The following is a 17,679-nucleotide window of genomic DNA, read 5'->3' as shown; positions in this document are numbered from 1 at the left end:
CTTCCGAGGACCGAGTCGTATGTGGTGAATGGGACGGGTAACCCGTATGTCGTGAGTGCTATGACGCCGCTCGCGGTGGCCCACCAGGCGGGCCTTGCGGATTTGCTGGCAATGGCTCGTGGACCTCGGACGACAGCGAGTAGGACGAGGGCTGTGAGGCAGATTAGTTGGATCATCCGAAGTAGGTTTCCTCCGCTGTGCGGTTGATGGATTGGATACGGCGCGTCATTGCGAATGCCACTTCTTCTATTGCTTCTTCGATTTGCGATTCGATGGTGTCTGCGCCTGTAGTAGATGCGCAAAACCGGGTTGTACCCGGCGCTCCGTGGTCGGCGGTCTGAGGTCGGGGGAGGAGGTCGCTGAACCAGTCCTCGGGAGCGCGGGCGAAAAGTATGTGTGCCAGCTCGTGACAAGCGTTTTGGCTCTGGGTGTGCAGATCGTCGCGTTCTCGGCAGACGACGGCACCGAACTCGGCCGTGTCTATCCAGAGTCCGGTCACAGCACGAAGAGATGAGCTGTTCGATGCCACGAGGTAGATCGGCTTACCATAGACGCTCTCGACCGCTTCGTGCAGCTCACCCCAGCTCGCGGTCTGAGCAAGCCCAAGCCGGGTGACGAATTGCTCCGCAGCCTCCACGATCAATCCGTTTGGAAGCTCCCCGGATCGGCGGAGCATTCTCCATCGACCGCGGCCGCGGTCGGCCTGATTCATTGCCATGCGACGGCTCCGTTTGCGATAAAAAGGATGAGATCGGTTTCGCCCAAAGGGCTACTTCTGTTGATTGCGAAGCTCTTTCACGATTTCAGCAATCACGGCGGCGGCGCCGCGCAGCTCGTCGTGCTCGACTGTCCCGACCGCGTGAAGGGACACGCTTTGGATACCGAGCTCACGCATTTCTCTTTCGAAGTGCTGACCGGCTTTGACAAGAACGGCACTCCCCACGTCCGGGAGCACTGCACTGCTCGAGAGTCCTGGGCCGCTCGCGGGCGATGACTGTTTAGCCATGATGAGCGGCTGCAGCCGTCCAGCCAGATCCACTAGGTCAGCACCCGATGCGCGCATCAGGGCCAGCAACACAGAGACGGGCATATCCCGTTCACCTTTGACGTACCGCAGAACGGTGCGATAGCTCAGGCCCGCGCGCTCTGAAGCTGCTTTGACCGTAAACCCCGCAGCGGACAGCGACTTCCTCACCTCGTCACCGATAGCGGCGCTGTCGTTCACTGATTCCCGTCCACAGACAGAGTCTAGCTTTGACAAACTGCCCAAACAGGTGTCTATACTCGGAATTATGTCCATATGGTCACTTGCCGGCTGACCATATGGGCACATCTATTCGAGGTCGGGGTCAGCGGGGTTTGTATTTGGTTCATTCACGCAGCAGGGGAAACCCCAGGACTCACAGGCGAGAAGCACTGACCCTCGCGGCTGGAACGCTACTGGGTCTGACAATCACAGGCTGTTCGATGCAAGCGAATACCATCCCTACACAAACAAGCGATCCGCTCAACTCAGCTCGCCCATCGGCTTCGGCTTCGGCTTCGGCGGTTGTTCCGCACGATTCCATGAGACCGTCTTCGCCTCCTGAGGTGATTGACGACGTCTTGACGAAGGCGACAAAAACTGTGACGGCGTTTTGTCGGCCGGCTCTTGACCGGCAGACCTGGATCAGCGACTTGTATCCGTTGCTGAGCCAGACAGCGGCGGTGGCGTACAAGACGGTGAACCCGGCCAGGGTGCCGTGCGCGGCGGTCACGGGCGATGCCCGTCTTCGGGACACGGACGGGTCGTACACGACACGGGTGTTCGTGCCGACGGATGCGGGGGAGTACTCGGTACTGCTGAACCGTTCGGATGTGACGGACCCGTGGCTGGTTGAGCAGATCACGCCCTACACGGGCGGGTAACCGGTGGCTGGGAAAAGTGGCGGTATCGGGATTCTTGCCGTGGTCATGGTTCCGGTACTCGTGGTCGCACTGTCCATGTTTGTCCTGTTCTTTGGTGGTGCTTCCGCGTCGGCGTGCACGGTCGGGACGGGTGCGCAGATCAACGTCGATGGGATCGCGGCGGACGCTTCGGTGGGTGCGTACAAGCGTGACCAGCTCGTCAACGCGGCGCTAATCGCGAACGCCGCCGTCACCCTGAACCTGCCCGCTGCGGCGCAGACCCTGGGGGTGCAGACCGCCATTGGTGAGTCCACCCTCCGTAACCTGACCTACGGCGACGGGGCGATCAACCCTGACGGGTCAGTCGCTGACTCGATCGGGCTATTCCAGCAGCAGGGCTTCTGGGGAAGCGTCGCGGAGCGAATGGACCCGACCACGGCTGCGACTCTGTTCTTCAAGCGTCTGCCCGGTGTTGCGGGGTGGGAGACGTTGGACCCGTCTTTGGCGATTAATGCGGTGCAGGGTAACGCGGACCCGAACTACTACACACGGTTCCGGGCCGACGCGACCGCGATCATGACGTTCCTGACCGGCGCCGGTGCGGCTGGTACTGGGAGTGGGGGCTGTGCTGTCTCGGGCGACGCTCGCGCACTCGCAGCGGGCCTGGTCGCTGCTATGGCGTCCGGGAAGCTCGTTCTTGCGGAGGACCGATACGCCGCAGAGATTCGTGGTGTCGCGGACGGTACCGCCTCGAGTATCTGCGGTATCGACGTACGTATTTTGCAGGTCGTCACGATCGCGCTCAACAGTTTCGACAAGGTCGGGGTTTCTGACCTGAACAGGCAGTGCACGGGCTCGATCGAAGGTGCCGGTACCGAGTCTGCGCACTGGATCAACGGCGGCGGTCACGCGGTGGATTTCTACTCCCTGAACAGTCACGGCCTCACAGGGTGTGACTCGGACTCGATGAAACTGCTGTCGATTCTTGACCCTCTGGTCCCTGCCGGGTCGAGGGCAGGGCAGGTGCAGTGCAGCACCGCGACGTACACGCACATCATCCAGTTCCCCGACACCCTCAACCACCTGCATTTCGACGTGGGCTTCACCGACGGACCGGTCATCAACCCGTAACCCACCCGCCCGAATCACCGGGCCTCACAGACTCCATCCCGCGACCGCGACGGTGGACACCAAAAAAACACGAAACGGAGCCACCCTTGTCACTTCTGCTTGCAGCAAACGACATCATCACCACCGCGGCCGCGACCGGCCACCTGGTACCCGCGTTCCTCGCGGACGTTCCCAACCCCGGCAGCGGCACCATGCCTCCCGGGTTCGAGGCGTTCACCACGATCATGGGCTGGGCCAAATGGCTCGGCCTTGGCGTCGCGGTCGTGGGCCTCATCATCCTCGGCGTAACGATGACCGTCTCCGCACGCCGTGGTGAGGGCGGCGAGATCGGCGGGTGGCTTGGCCGGCTCCTGGTGGGCGTGATCATCATTTCCGCCGCGTTCACCATCGTCGGCTTCCTCATGGGCGCATAACCCACGCACCCAACAGGCGGGGCGGTAGGCCGCATATCGGTTTGCCGCCCCGCATACCACCCGAACCCCGAACGTCCACGCTATCCAGCAGGGAGCACACCTCATGAGCGACGCGGAACCGCGTAACCCTTTCACCCGCCGCAGTTTCGTCCTCGGCGGCGTCCTTATTGCCGGTCTCACCGCGGCAGCGATTGCTTTGGCCTTCACCTCCGTAAACCGCGACCCCACCGCAGCTGTTGCGGCGTCCACCTCAACGCCCGCTATCACGACGACCGCTGACCCTGCCGCGGCGAGCGTCTGCGGCCTGCCTGGGTACGACAAAACAAACAACCTCACTGCGGCACCGGAAGCGAAGTGGGACATTGTGGGCACCATGGCCGCGCCAGGCAGCAAAAAGGTCGGCCCCGGGGTGACGGGCGCGGACGGTTTCCGGTCGTGCTACTCACACACGCCGGCCGGGGCCCTGTTCTCGGTCGTGAACTTCACAGCCATGTCCTCTGATAACCGGTTGGCCCCTCATCTGCCGGACCTGTTGATCCCGGGCCCAGGCCGGGATGCAGCGGTCACGGCTGGCAGCGGTTCTATCGGCCAGTCGTCGGTTCGTGTTCAGGTCGCGGGGTACATCATCACCGCGTACACCGGCGATACCGCAACGGTTGATCTTGCGGTAGCTGTCACGTCCAGCGGCGGCCAGCTCGTCAGCCTTCCCCTGCCGGTGCAATGGGTCGACGGGGACTGGAAGATTGTTCTGGCCGACAACGGCCAACCCGTGTTCGCCGCCTCACCGCTGCAGTCCCTCGGCGGTTACACCCCCTGGAGCGGCGTCTGATGGCCGACGCACCATGCCTACCAACCGACATCCTGTGCGTGGCTCACGCCGGTATCGGTGACATCATCTCGAAAGCATCGAATGATGCTTTGCAGCAGTTCGTGAACAACATCCTCGAGGGCTTCGGCAAAGCCGTCGCGTCGCTTGGCACCCTGTGGGTGCGATTGCCGTCACCTGTCGTGGTCGTTGACCGGGGCGGGAGCTCCAACGGTGGCGGGATACCGCCGATGTCGGGTGCGTTCGAGATGATCCTGTCCTACGTGACCTGGGTGGGCGCGGGTATCGCTGTCATGTCGCTGATCGTCGCGGGCGTGATGATGGCCAGTCGCCGCCGGCACGGTGACGGTGAAACCCACCTCGGCCGTCTCGGCATCATCCTCATCTCCGTGATCCTGCTCTCCTCAGCGTCGGCACTGGTGGCAGGGTTCCTACCCATAGTGATGCGGGGCAGTAACGCGTCGTCCGTTGTGGGGTGGGTGCAAGCCCAACTGCAGTGGTACACCGCAGGCCTCGCGATCCTTTCGGTCATGATCGGTGCGGCACGAATGGCGTGGACACAACGCACCACCCCGTTGAAGGAACTGGCCGGGTCGATCCTGACCCTGATCGCGGTCGCCGGCGCGGGCCTTGTCGTGATCCGGCTTGCGACCGAGGCGGGGGATGCGTTCTCGGTGTGGATCATCGACAACTCCACCAACTGCCAGGTCGAGAACGGCGAATCGAACTGCTTCGGCACCAACGTCTTCACGATGATCAACCTCACCGCGACAGCCCCGATCGGCCTGATCGGCTTGTTTCTGCTTGGGATCCTCGCGGTCCTGATGACATACGTCCAGATCGCGCTGATGGTGTTCCGCGGAGCGATGCTCGTCCTCCTCGCTGGCATCCTGCCAATTGCCGCGTCGTTTACGAACACCGAGATCGGGCGGCAGTGGTTCAAGAAAGCTCTGGCGTGGACGATCGCGTTCATCCTGTACAAACCCGCGGCGGCGATTGTGTACGCGACCGCGTTCCGGCTGACCGGCGCTGACCTGTTCAAAACAGACAAAACAGGTCTGTACCAAATCATCATCGGTCTCGCCCTGATGCTCATCGCCCTGATCGCACTACCTGCCCTAATGCGGTTCCTCGTCCCCTCAATCTCCTCCGTCGGCGGTAGCGGTGGTTCGGGGATGCTCCTGGGTGCCGCGGCGCTGGCTGGTGCAGGGGAGGTCGCGTCGGGCGCTATTCGTGCCAGTAACGGCGGCGGTGGCACGGGTGGCGGAGGTAGCTCGGGTGGCGGCGCTGGTGCCGGACCCTCAGGGAGTGGTGCAACGGCTGCGGGATCGAAAGGTGCCATGTCCGCGTCGTCCGGTTCAGGACCCGCCTCAGTTGGTGGCGGGAGCGGCGTGGCGACCGGGGCGGCATCTGGCGGCGCTGCTGCCGGTGGCGCGGCCGCGGGTGCAGCTGCGGCCGGGCCGGTAGGTATCGGTGTCGCCGCGGCAGGGAAAGTCGCCGGTGGTGCGAAGCAGGCCGCAGGCGCAGTGCAATCCCAGGTCGCGGACGCGACAGGTAGCAACGAGAACGGGGAATGACCATGACCACAACAGCGACACCGCCCGTCACCTCGCCGCGGACGTACGGGAACTGGCGGAAACCGCAAACCGCAGGGCTCGGCGGGCTCGGACAGCTCGCGACGATCGTCATGTTCATCGGCATCGTCTCGGCGATTGTGGCGTCGATGTTCGCAGGGCTTCTGCCCGCTCTGATCGTCGCCGGGATCTTCGGTGGCGTGCTGCTGACCGTTTCAGTGAAAGACAAACACGGCCAATCGGCCCTCGGAAGGACAGTGGTACGAGTGAACTGGCTGCGAACAAAAAGCAAAGGAGCAAACATCTACCGGTCGGGACCGACCGGGCGGGCGAAGTGGGGCACGTTCCAACTGCCGGGCCTTGCTGCTGCGTCGCAGCTCACGGAGTGGGAGGACTCCCACGGCCACCGGTTCGCCCTGATCAGTACCCCTGCGACCCGGCACTTCACGATCGTGTTGGCGACCGAACCGGACGGTGCGGCTCTGGTCGATCAGGAACAGGTAAACAATCAAGTCGCGGAATATGGCATCTGGCTCTCCAACCTCGGGGATGAGCCAGGCATCGAAGCCGCCTCGGTGACCATCGAGACGGCACCCGACACCGGTACCCGGCTGCGTGGCGAAGTGGAAGGGTCGATGGACCCTGACGCCCCCGAGTTCGCGAAGGCCATGCTGACAGAAGTGATGCAGTCCTACCCCGTCGGGTCGGCCACGATCCGCGCCTATATTGCGTTGACGTTCTCGGCTACGTCCCGGATCGGTGGGAAGAAACGCTCCGCGGCGGAAGTTGCGGCGGACCTCGGCTCCCGCATCCCCGGCCTCACATCCGGGCTTACCGCAACTGGTGCAGGCGCCGCCCGGCCGCTCGGTGCGCAAGAGCTGTGTGAGGTCGTCCGGGTCGCTTACGACCCTGACGCTGCACTCCTGATTGACCAGGCGAAAGCGGCGGGGGATAGCGCGGACCTGTCGTGGACGGACGTGGGACCCGCTGCTGCGGAAGCGCATTGGGACACGTACCGGCATGACGGGGCGGTGTCTACGTCGTGGACGATGACCAGTCCGCCTCGCGGGGTGGTCCAGTCGGGCATCCTTGCCCGCCTGTTGGCCCCGCACCGGGACATTGCGCGTAAGCGGGTGACGTTGCTGTATCGGCCGATTGACCCGGCCCGGGCAGCAGCACTGGTCGAGGCGGATTTGAACGCGGCGCAGTTCAACAGCTCCGCGTCAACGAAACCCACCGCACGGTCGACCCTCTCGACACGTTCGGCGCAGGCAACCGCGTCGGAAGAGGCGTCGGGGGCGGGGCTTATGAACTTCGGCCTGATCGTTACTGCGACGACGACCGACCGCACCCGTGAGGCGGATGCTAGGGCGGCGATTGATTCGTTGACCGCGGCGGCACGGTTGCGGATGCGGCCTGCGTTCGGGTCGCAGGATTCCGCGTTCGCGGCCGCACTGCCGCTTGGCCTGATTCTGCCGCGGCATTTGCGCATCCCGAACGAGATTCGGGAGGCGCTGTGACCCCCGCTTATCCCGTTCCGGCACCGGCGCTGAAAGGCCCGGTGCCGGAAGGCGTTAAACCCCGTTCCACCCGCCCGACCATTCACGGAGGTATCTCATGAGCACGACCTCGAAACTGTTCCACCGGAACGACCGCGACGACGACAACACCCCGGAAGAACTACCCGCCGGCGCGGTGACCGCCGCGCACACGGGCGAGGCAGGGGAGCTGCTGGCCGACCTGCCGACCGGCGCGGTCGCTGCCCCCACCCGGCGCGGGGAACGGGCGAAAGAGAACACAGTCACGCCAAAGAAGGGTACGGCTGCGCAGAAGGGCGCGGGAAGAAAGGCAGTCGTCCCCGCTACGGCCGTCTCGCCGCTCGTGCGAGAGAAAGCACCCAAGCGAGCGAGGAAGGCGCGGCCGATCCCGCACGAGGGCGGGAAGCGGAAGACGGTCCGTGAGTCGGCACCGAAGCGGCCGCTTCGCCCGACCGCTACGGGGTGGTTGGGGCGTGGCGGTGGGCAGGCTGTGAGTATCCAGCCGGCCGATGAGTTCCGCGCCACGACCGTTCAGGTCTGCGGGCTCTACCCGTTCTCCGTTGGCACCGGTACGCCGATGATTGGTGTGCCACTTGGGAAGAACCTCGCCACAGGGGCGTCGGTGTGCTGCGACCCTATCTCGTGGTTCCAACGGGCGAACCTGATTTCCAACCCGTCCATGTTCGTTCTCGGGAAGCCGGGCCTGGGGAAGTCGTCACTGACCCGCCGTATGGCCGCGGGCCTTGCCGGGTACGGGACGCTCCCGCTGGTGCTGGGGGATTTGAAGCCTGACTACGTGGACCTCATCCGTGCTTTGGATGGGCAGGTCATCACCCTTGGCCGTGGCCGGGGGTATTTGAACATTCTCGATCCGGGGGAGGCGCACGAAGCAGCTGCACGGCTGGCCGGTGAGGCGGCCGACTCGAGGCGGCTTGCCGGCGAGTCCGTTCAAGGGGCCACCAACGAGACGGACCCTGACACGATTGCCCGGCTGCTCGATGGGGCAACCGCGCACAACATCCGGGCTACGAAGTTGGAACGCCTCGCGAACCAGGTCCTAGCTGACGCGCACGGCCGTAGGCACACGATGATCGCGGCCCTGCTGACGATCCTCCGGTCGGAGCCGCCGACCGACCGGGAGGAAACGATCATCGACCGGGCCCTGAAATACCTCGATGAAAGCCACGACGGTATCCCGGTGCTCGCTGACCTGTTGCGCGTCATTCAGGAGGCACCGGATGAGATTAGGCAGGTCGCCCTGGACCGCGGCGACCTCACCCGGTACAAAGCGATCACCGAGAACCTCGAAGCCTCGCTCATTGGTTTGACGACCGGTGGCCGGCTCGGGGAAGTGTTCTCCCAGCAGACCACCACACCGATGCGGCGGGACCGGCCCGTTGTCTACGACGTGTCCTCGATCGATGACTCCGAAGGCGACCTGCAAGCCGCGATCCTGTTGGCGTGCTGGTCCGCCGGGTTCGGGACGGTGAACGTCGCGGCCGCGCTGGCGGACGCGGAGCTGGAGCCGCGCCGGCACTACTTCGTGATCTTGGACGAGTTGTGGCGGGCGCTTCGGGCGGGGCGGGGAATGGTTGAACGGGTTGACGCCCTTACCCGCCTGAACCGGGCTAGGGGCGTCGGGTTGGCAATGATTTCGCACACGATGTCAGACCTTTTGTCTTTGGCGACGTCGGAGGATCAGATGAAAGCCAAAGGGTTCGTGGAGAGGTCCGGGATGGTCGTCTGCGGCGGCCTGCCGGGTGCGGAGATGCCGCTCCTGACCTCCGCGGTGCCGTTGTCGGTGTCGGAGCAGTCGATGCTCACCTCGTGGCAGGACCCGCCCGCCTGGGACCCCGTATCCGGGCACGAGTCAGAACCTCCCGGGCGGGGCCGGTTCCTGATCAAAGTCGGTGGGCGGCCGGGTATCCCGATCCGGGTCGAGCTGACCTCCGCGGAGATGGAGGTCAACGACACGAACAAGCTGTGGCACACCACCTCCCGCGCCGGCCGCGCCGCCGACCCCGTGAGTGTAGAGATTTTGCCGTGACCGTGCACCGAACATCCGGGGCAAACGGATTCGATCTAACAACGGAAAGGACAAGCTCATGGGCACGATGAATAACAGGCGAAAAGAGCCTGGCAAGGCGGGCAATGGAATGGGGGTCGCCTGGCTCGCCGGCGGGGTCCTCATCGTTGCGTTGAGCATCTACGGGGCAGTCCGGGTCGGATCACAGGTTGATGGGGTCAACGCGGGGATGAGTACGGACCCGTCGGAGTTCTTCTCCGTCGTCCTCGACGTATTCAGAGGCAACCTGGTGTGGCCGGCGACAGCGACCCTGATCGTGTCAGGAATCGGTGCCCTGTTGGCGTTCTTCACGGTTCTGGTTCTGCTGTCGAAGACGGCGGGGAAGAAACATCGGACGCAGGTGGACTGGGCGGCCCGGCACATGGCCACCGCCCCGGAGCTATCACAGATGCGCGGGAAGGAAGCGAAACAGAAAGCGGAACGTCTGGGCGTTGCGGATTCGTTTGGCATCCCGGTGGGTGCGTTGCTGGCGGGTGGGCAAAAACTGTTCTGCTCGTTCGAGGACATGACTTTACTGCTCGCCGGCCCCCGGGTGGGTAAGTCCACCTCGTTCGTGATCCCTGCGATCATCAACGCACCCGGCGCGGTCGTCACGACCTCGAACAAACGGGACGTGCTCGACGCAACCCGCGGTATCCGTAAGGATGCTGGCGGGCGGGTGTGGGTGTTCGACCCGCAACAGGTCGCGGGCGAGCCGGCGTCGTGGTGGTGGAACCCCCTCTCGTATGTCACCGATGACACGAAGGCGGCGAAGTTGGCGCAGCACTTCGCGTCCGGGTCGAGCGAGGTTGGGGCGCGGGCGGATTCGCATTTCGAGCCCTCCGGCCGGGAACTGCTCGCCGGTTTTCTTCTCGCGGCCGCGATTGACGGGCGGCCGATCACTGATGTGTATGAGTGGACAACGAAACCGGGCGACGAGACCGCGGGCGACATTCTCATGGCGTCCGAGTACGCCCTGATGGCTAAGAGCGTTCAAGGGGCTACCCGGTTGGAGCACCGGGAGCGGGGGTCGGTGTACTCCACCGCCCGCCGGATGGCGTCGTGCCTGAAAGACTCAACCACCCTGCGCTGGGTCAACACCACCGGCCCGGCCGATAAGCGGCCTCAGTTTGACCCGGCCCTGTTCGTCCCGTCCACGGGGACGCTCTACAGCCTGTCCAAGGAGGGCGCGGGTAGTGCCGGGCCGTTGGTGTTGGCGTTGACGGCCGCGACGGTGGAGGCCGCCGAAGAACTCGCCGCAACCTCACCCGGTGGACGCCTGCAAACCCCGATGCTGGGGGTGCTCGATGAGGCGGCGAACGTGTGCCGGTGGCGTGACCTCCCCGACCTGTACTCCCATTACGGCTCTAGGGGAATCCCGATCATGAGTGTGTTCCAGTCCTGGTCACAGGGCGTCGGGGTGTTCGGGAAAGAAGGCATGCTGAAACTGTGGTCGGCTGCGAACATCAAACTGTATGCCGGCGGTATCGCTGAGCCCGAGTTTTTGGGGATGGTGTCTGACCTGATCGGGAGTTACGACCGCGAAACAACCTCTGCATCCATGAACAAGGGGGTGCGGTCAACGACCTCGGCGTTGAAGCGGGAGAAGATTCTCGACATAGCCGAACTCGCAACCCTGCCGACGCCCAAGAAGGGTAGGCGGACGGGCCGGGCGATCATGATGTCCTCCGGTGCCCGCGCTGCGATGCTCCGCACGGTGCCGTGGTTTGACGGCCCGAAACCTCTGGTCGAGAAGATCAACACCTCGATCAAAGACCAGCAGAACGGTGCCCCCGCCCCCGCCCAGAGTGCACCTGCGGCCGAGGCAACCCCGGTGCCGGCGTTGTCCACGGCCGGGACGACAACCGCTGACGATGAAGAGCAGTCATGACGAACACGAACACAAGCCCGTTCGGCGACGACGAGGACACCGAAACACCTTCGGCACCCGTTGCGGCCACACCGGAAAAAAAGACGGATGAGGCGGTTACGACACATTTCGGGTCGGCGGATGAATTCGTGCGGAAGCAGCTCATCACCACGTATCGGCGTCGTGTCATCGCGCAGGGCACCGGCGGGGGGATGAGGTGGAAGGCGGCATGGTGGTCAAGCAAAGAGGCCCAGCAGCGGATAGAGGCACTGTGGCGGGCGTGGGAGGCGGCACGTCAGGACGAGAAGGCGGGGATGAGTTTGTGGTGGATCAGCCACTGCGACCCTCACATGACAATCTTGCTGTCCCCGGAGGGGCCGTTCGCGGACTCGACCGACGAAAACCGGATAGGTGATCCATTGCCGTACACGTCGCCGACGGATGGGGCTTTCCCGCCTGATATGCAACCGGCGTTGTACACACAGCTCCCACCCCAAAGTGATACCTCACCTCAGCCGACTGCCTGAGACAACATGAAAGGGACGCACCAACCGGTGCGTCCCTTTCATGTTGTCTGCGGGGTTTTAGCGGCCGAGATCGCTCCGGTCAGCGCCGTGCCCGGCTTGTTTGCTCGGCCGGGTTTTGGGAATGCTACTCATTGGAGCTTTCGAGGTGACAGCGGTGCTGGCCGGAGTCGCGTGCGCACTGTCGGCGCTCATCCGCGCCTCGATCAGCTGAGGCGGGACCCCTTTGGCCTCCATGGCATGGATCATTGCCTGCCGCCGCTCGGCGCTGTCGTAAGCGACCTCACCAGCCTCCCTAGCGGGTGCGCTGGACTGCTCCGGCGCATTCGTGCTGTGCGCGCTCTGGGCGGTGTTTTGGGGTGCTGGGGTGTCTCGGAAGAGTTGTGCTTGGGCGCGGGCGTCGGCGGCGAGTTCTTGGAGCTGGGCCGGGGTGTGCGTGTCGGTGCCGCCTTGGCCCGCGTCCCGGTCGTAGTCGTCGGCGCGGGCTTCGAGGTCCGCGGCCATGACCGCCCGCCCGTTGTCCACATCGGCTGAACCGTCCACCGGGGCGTCGTAGGTGCGGGCGGTGTTGCTGCGGTCGATGCGGTCTGCTTCCGCGATCAGTAGTTGCGCCTCGGTGAGGTCATCCCCTGCCCGGGCGCGTTCCGGGGCAACGGTGTCTTTCCATTCCTCAACCAGAGCCGCACGAACCGCCTGCGCGGCCGCGGGGTCGACGGTTTGGGCGTGGCCGGTGTCGGACCAGTCGATGCTGGTCTGCACCCGGTAATCCGAAAACCCTTCCGGGTCGGTTGATCGTTTCCATTCCTCGGCGGTGCTGAGCTCTATCCGGTCGGTGTCGCCGGCGAGGGCGGCCCTGTAGTCGGTGATCAGCGCCCGTTCCGCTGATGCGTCAGGGACGGTGCTGTCGCCGACCCGCATCGTGAGGCGGTCCTCGTCCTGCCGGTGGTAATACTTGGGGGCCTGGTTTGTGGCCCATTCTTTGGCGCGGTCAAGCTCCGTCCGGCCTTCCCGGGCGGCGGCTTGCAACACTGTCGTGTCTACCCCGTACCGGTTGAGAACTTCGCGCTGCACAACCGCTGCGGCGTGCGCGGCAGCCGGGTCGTGAGTCTTCCACGCCTGCGCCGTTTCAGTAACCCTCGCAACATCCTGGACGGTGGCTTTGTCCCACCACTCCGGCTTGTCTACGACCTGCAATGTCGCCCGTGCTGCGGCGCGTTCCGCGTCGAACCTTGCCGACAGTTCCCGGGCTTCGGCCGCGGATCGGGTTTGGGTGTTCCGGGACATTTCTTCTCGGAGGCGAGCGAACTTCTCGCCCATCTGCAACGCGATCGTGAGCGCCACCCGGGCGTGCTGGCCGACCTCCTGGCCAACCTCATCGTGATCACTCATCAGCGTGTACCTGCTTCCTGTTTTGTGTATGACGTGCGGGGGCTGAGAGCGGTTATCGGCCGTAGCCATCACGGTCGGTACCGCGCTGGGTGCGGGCCTGACGCGCACGGACGTCCAACAGGTCTGCCTGTTCTTGGCGCTCGCTTGGCGTGAGCTTCGTTGGGACCGGGCTACCGACCGGGAAGTTCGCCTGCGACATGCGTCTGATGTCCTTAAATTCTTCCGGTAACGCTTCCCACGCCCGCTCATTCGCAGCCGCTTTCTCAGCGGCAGCAGAGGCCGTATATTCTCGGATGACGCCTTTGTAATCGTCGCGGACCCCGGCGAGCTGTCCCCGTAATGTCGCTGCGAGCTCAATCGAACGGCGAGCATCCTTCGCAGCCGCGTGCGCGCTCATCAGCGCATTACTCGTCACCGCAAGCTGCCTGAACAGCAACAACTCCGCGGCCGCGTTATTGCCCTTCGCGGCAGCCTGCAAAATGAGCGCCGTCGTCCCGGCCATGGCCGGCATCCTCACCGGTCGGGGCGTCGTTTCGTGGGCTCGGAGGTGCGCGGATCTCGCAAGCGAACGCGCAGCGTCAGCAAGCGGCCCGGGAGTCGGTTCAAGCCGCCTGGACCATGCCGCATAGGCGCCGGCTGTGTCGCGGGCGACGTGCGCCCAGGTTGCTTTATCGGCCGGGTCTACCCGCTGGATGTACTCGTGCAGGCGTGTCATGTCGGCTGCGTATTCCTCGAACAGGGCCGGGGCTGGGGTGGCCGTTTCGCGGCCGGGTTTGACGGGTTCGTACTTCCACGGGTTCTTCGCCGTGGCACGCCACTCAGCTGCGGCGTCTGACGCTTGGCCGGGTTCGTCGGGCCACCCGTTACATAGCTGCGGGAGCGTCAGGTCGCGTGCCAGCGTGCCGCCGCCGTGCCACCGCACAGGCTCATCCTTTTGTGGTCGTAGCGCCACGGTGTAGCCCTGCACAACGTCGTTCCGGCCGACCGCGAAACGCGGCCGCACAAGCAGCCCCTCAGCACGCAACCGGCGAACGAATTCACCCTCATCGTTGGACGCTGACGCGGCCGCACGCACGCTTCGTTCCAACCGGCGGACGTCCGGTTCTACGGCGTCCCGCTTCTGCGCCGCTTCGCGGGCGCCGGGCACGATGCCGCGCTCTCCAAGCTCCCGTCCCTCGGGGTGCAGCTCAACTAAACCGTGCACTCGTTCCAGGTCCCGGGTCACCGTCTGGGAGAGGCGTTTGTCGTACGGGATGTGCGCTTTCGTGCCGTCCTCGCGGACCAGCGAAACGGCTATATGGATGTGGTCGTTACCGGCCTTAGAGTCCCCGTGACGCACCGCCACCCACCGGGCATCAGCCTTACCAATATCGTCGCCCGCAAACCCCATCCGGTTCACAAAGTCCGTCGCGATCAGACCCCACTTTTCGTCCGTGAGATGCCCTTCCTCTGCGCTCAGCGATAGCGAGCAGTGCCAAACATTCGCGTCCTGCTTCACAGCCGCTTGCCGACCTGTCATCGGGTCAATGACAGGCTCCCCGGTGGCCGGGTCGAACTGCTTCACGGACCGGCGAACCTGCGTGCCGAACACCTGCCTCGGTTCATCCAGATCGGCCGCGATTGCTACTGCCGCGTTCCGGTCCAGAACCTCGTATCCGTACTGCGCCATGATCGCGGCATTCCCAGCGATGAGGTGCTGTTCGGTGTGCTCGTTCGCACGCCCTTCCCCCACGAGGTACCTCATCAGGCCCCCCATGTCCGCGCCGTACGTCACGTTCGGCATCATTGCCCAGCGACCGCCCTGCACGCCGCCGAAATCTGCGGCACCAACGCCACGAACAACACCCGGAACTCTTCGACCTGCGCGGGGAACTGGCCCTCCGTGTTCGCGAACTTCGCCAACTGGTTCAGGTTCGATGACATCCGGCCAAGGTCCGCACGAACCTGCATCAACTCAGCAACCGCGCTCTTCCACTCCGCGTCCGTCCGGACCTGCGCATTCATCGCCGACTCGAACAGCAACCGCGGAACCGTGATGTCACCCGCAACCGCGGCACGGGCCTGCAACTGCGCATCTTCCTCAGCGGTCACGTACACCCGGTAATACTTCTCCCGTGCACCATCCGGGGCATTCTCACGACGCTTCCGCGCAAACAAACGCCTCGGGCTCAAATCCGAAATGTGGACCACCACCCTTCCCCGCCACCGCTTCACACTGCCAGCGCAGCGAACCCGCCCCCCAGGCGGGGACCAATACGCCAAGTATTGCAGCCCGTCCAAGCGCAGCGCCAGCCCGGCAAGCCATTTACCAGCGGTAAACGGACAGCTTGCTTCAAAAATACTCCTCTGTTAGCCCCGCGTTCCACTCCGATCGGCTTCCGGTCGTACGAAGGTTCGTGGGGGAGCGCCCGTCGCTTCGCGACTCCGTTAATGTGGCAGGCATGACTGATCCGAAACTCGATCCTGAACACGCCGTTCGCGTCGCACGCGAACTCCTCACCGAAACCACCGAACGCCGCGTGACCGCCGTCCGAACCCTGGTCGGCGCCACGAACGCTGTCGACGCCGCAGAGCAAGCCCTCAAGGACGCTCGCGACGCTCACGCCAGAGCATGGGCTGACGCGATCACGTCCGGGTGGAGCGACAAAGAACTGCGTGCCACCGGCGTTCGACCCCCGCTCAAAACAGGTACCCCACCGAAAACGCGCCGCACCCCGCGTAACACAGCACCCTCACCGGACGAGGCCAGCGAGTAACACTCCTGCAAGAGCAGGCGTTGGGTGTGCGACCCCCTGACAACCTGTGGACAGCACGAGCTCTCTTCGGGCTCATCCTGCCCACAGGGTGACAGCGGGACCCCAACCGCCCGCCCGCACACAGGCCACACCGTCACCTCACTCTGCGCACCCGCGACCCATGATGGTGTGACCTGTGCACGGACTCCCTGAGAGCGACGTGGGGTAAGCGAAAAACACGTTCCGGTGGACGGCCAAGCTAGGCGCTGATGGCCGACTGTTGCGCAGGGGCGATTACGATCAAAGACCGGGAGAGAGGCGCAAACGTGTACGCAAAAGTGTTAGACGAAGATGCGCGGCCGAGACGGTTCCGAACAGGGCTCGTTGTGGCGCTTTCCGTGATGACCGCGTACGTCACCCGCCTCATCCTCAACCGGCGAAACAGCCAACCGGACACCACAAAACCGCCCGCCATTGGGCGGCCGGGGCGTAAGAATACTGTGGCCGCAAAAACAATTGCTGAGGACCTGTATGCGGGAGGGCTCCAGGGCGAGGACCTGTACAAGGCAATGTGGGACTGGCACGACCAGACCGGCATCGAAACCCGCGACATGTACACCCACTACCAAACCCTCCGGCACCACAACCAGCCCATTAGATAACGGACCCCTCAGACCACTTCCGCGCCGGTCCGACATCGGCCGAAGCGGGGAAGCGGGGGAGCGGGGGGGCGGCAGGGTCACCCCCACCTGCAGCACTGCGAAGGCCGGTAACGACAACAGCCCGACCCTAGTGCTCTTCGACACCGGGGACGGGCTGTGTATTACGCGCTGTGTTTCAGTTGGCGGCTTGGTCGAAGCGGGCACCCTCAGGTTTGGCTGCGGTGAGGTAGAACACCAGCAGAATGATCGCGCCAACGATCGGGATCAGACCGATCAGGACCCACCAGCCGGCGTGATTGGTGTCATGAAGGCGCCGTACCGAAACGGCCAGGGTCGGGATGATCGTCGCCAGACCCCAGATCACGGTGATGATCGCGACGACGATACCAGCGCCGGTGTACCCGGTCATGCTGCCATCTGCACGCATCTGGTTACTGCCTGTCGCGGCCGTGATGATGTTCAACACGACGGTCACCAAAACGGTCACGAGGTACCACCACCAAAACTCTGCCCGGCCAGCACGCCCAGAGAACGTTGCGTACTTCTGGAACACCCGACGAACCGCAACACCGAACGGGGCACCGTAATACGGCGCCCACAACGGCACCGGCCCCTTCGAGGGCATCACCGGTTGAGAGGGCGGGGGAGGCATAGTCATGATGATCCTTCGTCAAAAAATAGAAATAGTCAGCGACTCATACTCGCAGCAGGAACACCTCCCCATCAGCATCCCCACATGACGGTTCCAAGCAACAGCACCCAGACCTCAGACTCTCCTCAGCCCGCTGCGAGAACACCGGGCAGAAAAATGCCAAACCATTTTGGCAAAGAAGCTCTCCGCGTTTCCCGTCCGCTATACGAACAATCGCGGCACACCTCGTACCGGATTCTGCCCGCCGGGATGAAGGGATGAGAACGACCCAGAGGGGTAGTCACCTGGGTCTGCCCAGAGTTCGGTTGTCATCTGATCTGTGAGATTTGATTCTCGCTGGAAGGATGTCAGTTATGGCAAAGGCATATCCGAAAGAGTTCCGTGATGACGTCGTGGCGGTGGCCCGGAAGGGC

At 64.1% G+C, this 17,679-nt stretch carries 17 protein-coding genes; 11 read left to right on the top strand and 6 right to left on the bottom strand.

All coding sequences use genetic code 11. The features are described from left to right. Window positions 1–172: 172 nt before the first annotated feature. Window positions 173–718 carry a hypothetical protein gene (locus B7R21_RS18545; RefSeq protein WP_147305969.1) on the bottom strand — a complete coding sequence of 182 codons (546 nt, stop codon included), beginning with the start codon at window positions 716–718 and terminating at the stop codon, window positions 173–175. Window positions 719–769: 51 nt separating this feature from the next. Next, window positions 770–1,225 carry a helix-turn-helix domain-containing protein gene (locus tag B7R21_RS18540; protein ID WP_116284739.1) on the bottom strand — a complete coding sequence of 152 codons (456 nt, stop codon included), beginning with the start codon at window positions 1,223–1,225 and terminating at the stop codon, window positions 770–772. A gap of 365 nt (window positions 1,226–1,590) precedes the next feature. On the opposite strand from B7R21_RS18540, the gene B7R21_RS18535 reads away from it, so the two are divergent. The 9 genes from B7R21_RS18535 (at window position 1,591) to B7R21_RS18490 (ending at window position 11,831) form a co-directional block, all read left to right on the top strand. Continuing rightward, complete coding sequence (locus B7R21_RS18535; RefSeq protein WP_116284738.1) at window positions 1,591–1,908, top strand: hypothetical protein; 318 nt, start codon at window positions 1,591–1,593, stop codon at window positions 1,906–1,908. 45 nt (window positions 1,909–1,953) lie between these two features. Further along, on the top strand, window positions 1,954–3,018 hold the full coding sequence (locus tag B7R21_RS18530) for a hypothetical protein (RefSeq protein ID WP_172592276.1): 1,065 nt from the start codon (window positions 1,954–1,956) through the stop codon (window positions 3,016–3,018). An 86-nt stretch (window positions 3,019–3,104) separates the two neighbouring features. Beyond that, window positions 3,105–3,431, top strand: coding sequence for a hypothetical protein (locus tag B7R21_RS18525; protein WP_216363758.1), 327 nt, complete (start codon window positions 3,105–3,107; stop codon window positions 3,429–3,431). A gap of 103 nt (window positions 3,432–3,534) precedes the next feature. Continuing rightward, a complete protein-coding gene (locus B7R21_RS18520; RefSeq protein ID WP_116284736.1) occupies window positions 3,535–4,260 on the top strand; it encodes a hypothetical protein in 726 nt (241 codons plus the stop codon). Further along, window positions 4,260–5,834, top strand: a complete 1,575-nt coding sequence (locus B7R21_RS20310) for a hypothetical protein (RefSeq protein WP_172592275.1) — start codon at window positions 4,260–4,262, stop codon at window positions 5,832–5,834. Before B7R21_RS18520 ends, B7R21_RS20310 begins: the two co-directional genes overlap by 1 nt. Window positions 5,835–5,836: 2 nt before the next feature. Beyond that, window positions 5,837–7,351 carry an SCO6880 family protein gene (locus B7R21_RS18510; RefSeq protein ID WP_172592274.1) on the top strand — a complete coding sequence of 505 codons (1,515 nt, stop codon included), beginning with the start codon at window positions 5,837–5,839 and terminating at the stop codon, window positions 7,349–7,351. A gap of 97 nt (window positions 7,352–7,448) precedes the next feature. Beyond that, entirely contained in the window at window positions 7,449–9,416 is a 1,968-nt protein-coding gene (locus tag B7R21_RS20805) for an ATP/GTP-binding protein (protein WP_367379419.1), read from the top strand. 58 nt (window positions 9,417–9,474) lie between these two features. Next, entirely contained in the window at window positions 9,475–11,325 is a 1,851-nt protein-coding gene (locus B7R21_RS18495; protein WP_116284734.1) for a type IV secretory system conjugative DNA transfer family protein, read from the top strand. After that, complete coding sequence (locus B7R21_RS18490) at window positions 11,322–11,831, top strand: DUF4913 domain-containing protein (protein ID WP_116284733.1); 510 nt, start codon at window positions 11,322–11,324, stop codon at window positions 11,829–11,831. Before B7R21_RS18495 ends, B7R21_RS18490 begins: the two co-directional genes overlap by 4 nt. Window positions 11,832–11,888: 57 nt before the next feature. On the opposite strand, the gene B7R21_RS18485 is transcribed toward B7R21_RS18490, so the two are convergent. Genes B7R21_RS18485 through B7R21_RS18475 form a run of 3 tightly spaced genes read right to left on the bottom strand, consistent with a single transcriptional unit; the run spans window position 11,889 to window position 15,407 of the window. Next, a complete protein-coding gene (locus B7R21_RS18485) occupies window positions 11,889–13,217 on the bottom strand; it encodes a hypothetical protein (RefSeq protein ID WP_116284732.1) in 1,329 nt (442 codons plus the stop codon). Between the two features lie 52 nt (window positions 13,218–13,269). Next, the gene (locus tag B7R21_RS18480; protein ID WP_172592273.1) at window positions 13,270–14,991 is read right to left on the bottom strand and encodes a relaxase/mobilization nuclease domain-containing protein; all 1,722 of its coding nucleotides are present in this window, start codon (window positions 14,989–14,991) and stop codon (window positions 13,270–13,272) included. A gap of 8 nt (window positions 14,992–14,999) precedes the next feature. Next, window positions 15,000–15,407: a plasmid mobilization protein gene (locus B7R21_RS18475; protein WP_437184198.1), complete on the bottom strand. Its 408-nt coding sequence runs from the start codon at window positions 15,405–15,407 to the stop codon at window positions 15,000–15,002. A 251-nt stretch (window positions 15,408–15,658) separates the two neighbouring features. Here B7R21_RS18475 and B7R21_RS18470 point away from each other — a divergent pair, with 251 nt between their 5' ends. After that, window positions 15,659–15,973, top strand: a complete 315-nt coding sequence (locus tag B7R21_RS18470; RefSeq protein ID WP_116284729.1) for a hypothetical protein — start codon at window positions 15,659–15,661, stop codon at window positions 15,971–15,973. A gap of 479 nt (window positions 15,974–16,452) precedes the next feature. Beyond that, the gene (locus tag B7R21_RS20305; RefSeq protein WP_172592271.1) at window positions 16,453–16,614 is read left to right on the top strand and encodes a hypothetical protein; all 162 of its coding nucleotides are present in this window, start codon (window positions 16,453–16,455) and stop codon (window positions 16,612–16,614) included. Between the two features lie 175 nt (window positions 16,615–16,789). On the opposite strand, the gene B7R21_RS18460 is transcribed toward B7R21_RS20305, so the two are convergent. Next, a complete protein-coding gene (locus B7R21_RS18460; RefSeq protein ID WP_253259909.1) occupies window positions 16,790–17,239 on the bottom strand; it encodes a DUF805 domain-containing protein in 450 nt (149 codons plus the stop codon). Between the last annotated feature and the right edge of the window lie 440 nt (window positions 17,240–17,679).

Source organism: Subtercola boreus, assembly GCF_003399625.1.
Lineage (GTDB): Bacteria > Actinomycetota > Actinomycetes > Actinomycetales > Microbacteriaceae > Subtercola > Subtercola boreus_C.
This window is presented reverse-complemented; position numbering and strand designations above follow the sequence as displayed.

What these genes read in the sequence shown, in the direction of transcription:
- B7R21_RS18545 (WP_147305969.1), bottom strand. Translation starts at nt 718, where the DNA reads ATGGCAATGAATCAGGCCGACCGCGGCCGCGGTCGATGGAGAATGCTC.
- B7R21_RS18530 (WP_172592276.1), top strand. Translation starts at nt 1,954, where the DNA reads ATGGTTCCGGTACTCGTGGTCGCACTGTCCATGTTTGTCCTGTTCTTT.
- B7R21_RS18520 (WP_116284736.1), top strand. Translation starts at nt 3,535, where the DNA reads ATGAGCGACGCGGAACCGCGTAACCCTTTCACCCGCCGCAGTTTCGTC.
- B7R21_RS20310 (WP_172592275.1), top strand. Translation starts at nt 4,260, where the DNA reads ATGGCCGACGCACCATGCCTACCAACCGACATCCTGTGCGTGGCTCAC.
- B7R21_RS18510 (WP_172592274.1), top strand. Translation starts at nt 5,837, where the DNA reads ATGACCACAACAGCGACACCGCCCGTCACCTCGCCGCGGACGTACGGG.
- B7R21_RS20805 (WP_367379419.1), top strand. Translation starts at nt 7,449, where the DNA reads ATGAGCACGACCTCGAAACTGTTCCACCGGAACGACCGCGACGACGAC.
- B7R21_RS18495 (WP_116284734.1), top strand. Translation starts at nt 9,475, where the DNA reads ATGGGCACGATGAATAACAGGCGAAAAGAGCCTGGCAAGGCGGGCAAT.
- B7R21_RS18490 (WP_116284733.1), top strand. Translation starts at nt 11,322, where the DNA reads ATGACGAACACGAACACAAGCCCGTTCGGCGACGACGAGGACACCGAA.
- B7R21_RS18485 (WP_116284732.1), bottom strand. Translation starts at nt 13,217, where the DNA reads ATGAGTGATCACGATGAGGTTGGCCAGGAGGTCGGCCAGCACGCCCGG.
- B7R21_RS18470 (WP_116284729.1), top strand. Translation starts at nt 15,659, where the DNA reads ATGACTGATCCGAAACTCGATCCTGAACACGCCGTTCGCGTCGCACGC.
- B7R21_RS18460 (WP_253259909.1), bottom strand. Translation starts at nt 17,239, where the DNA reads ATGCCCTCGAAGGGGCCGGTGCCGTTGTGGGCGCCGTATTACGGTGCC.